Raw genomic sequence first — 1364 nt, forward strand, 5'->3', positions numbered from 1 at the left:
CTGGAGTTGAGACTAAAAAACGAGCGCATCTAAAAGTAGCTGCCTTTAAATATCCGGCAAGCTGTTACTCAAAAACTCAAGAGGGAGAAGATTAAATAGCTAATTTTGAAGATTTTTTGCGTCGAGAAACTCGTTTTTTGACAGTGGGATAGCACGGTGCCTTGGTACGTACCTTTCCTTTTTCCCAGCCGGGGGCTTTTCCCCTATGTTTAGGGATTTTTGTAGGAGTACCAATGTCAACTAAAACCGAAAACATTGATGGGGCAACACGTCCAGGAGTTAAATCGATCGTAGCAGATTGCCTGCTGGAGTCTATTCTCGATCACTAAATCTTGTGCCAGCCAGAGTTGCCAACTCCGGGGCGGCATTAAATCACTCCAACGCTGGTGATTGTTCAGGAGTTCTCAAGTTAGGCAATGTCCAATGCAATCGTTGCGAATGCAAATCGATACCAATTTGCGACTCCAAAACGTCGCAAATATTTAAACCAAATAGTTTCGCTTGGGTAGAGTTCGTTCTCCAACCCAAGCCAACCATAAGGGTGGAAACGGCTGACCGTTTGACATGGGCTTCATTCTTTCAACCAAAATTAAATTGATTTTCTGTTGGGCCGCACGATAAAAATGTAAGTCCAGCCATTGTCTAACTCGGACTTTTCCCAACTCTGGATGTTCGTCAATTTCAATCGCAGTATCCGCTTGAAGCCAGGTGTTTGGGTCGCCCGGTCTCATTTTTTGCCCGTGTTTCCGTGGTCTACCGCGACCACTATAGGCTGGTGGTGCTGACCATAAGCAGGAATTTTTTCGGACTCTCATTAAACAATCAGCAAGGATGGAAGCTTGCGTTAGCGCCAGCACCCAACAAGCATTCCCATATTCAGCATCTAAAACTGCTAAAACAGGGTTGACGCTCTGTTCACAGACAAGTTTGAGTTGGGAAGCTGCTTGAAGTATGGGTCAAGACCCGCTACTAATTCTTTCATGGAGCAGAGGTAATGCCCAACTTCCTTGTGCCAATGGTATCCAGGCAATTGTACTGTATCCTTGTCCAACAGTTACGCCCCTCTGATATTCATGAGTTCTGTCTTTTAACGTTTTGGCATCTGGTCTCCCCCATGCAGTGTGGTCGATTGCCACTAATATGTGTTCCGTTGGGGGTGCTTCTTTCTGTAATTGCTCCAGATACAGCAGCATCAGTTTTTTTCGGTCCCGTCTACAGTCTTGTAACGCTTCGTAGACGCTGGGCCATTGACGATTGAATAATGGATTGAGCGAAAATTCCGCTAAACACGACACATTCGGAGTGGTCATCACTGAATCCATCAGCTCTCTTGTTGCATCCTTGGCTCGTACCAATAATTCGTA

2 protein-coding genes are annotated in these 1364 nt (G+C 45.5%); both read right to left on the bottom strand.

The window, feature by feature from the left end; all coding sequences use genetic code 11:
* Window positions 1-482 precede the first annotated feature (482 nt).
* Complete coding sequence (locus QUB61_RS39475; RefSeq protein WP_333136933.1) at window positions 483-953, bottom strand: transposase; 471 nt, start codon at window positions 951-953, stop codon at window positions 483-485.
* A gap of 3 nt (window positions 954-956) precedes the next feature.
* The coding region (locus tag QUB61_RS39480) for a hypothetical protein (protein WP_333136931.1) at window positions 957-1364 on the bottom strand (408 nt) is incomplete at its 5' end.

Source organism: Microcoleus sp. C2D2, from assembly GCF_036702495.1.
Classification (GTDB): Bacteria; Cyanobacteriota; Cyanobacteriia; order Cyanobacteriales; family Microcoleaceae; genus Microcoleus.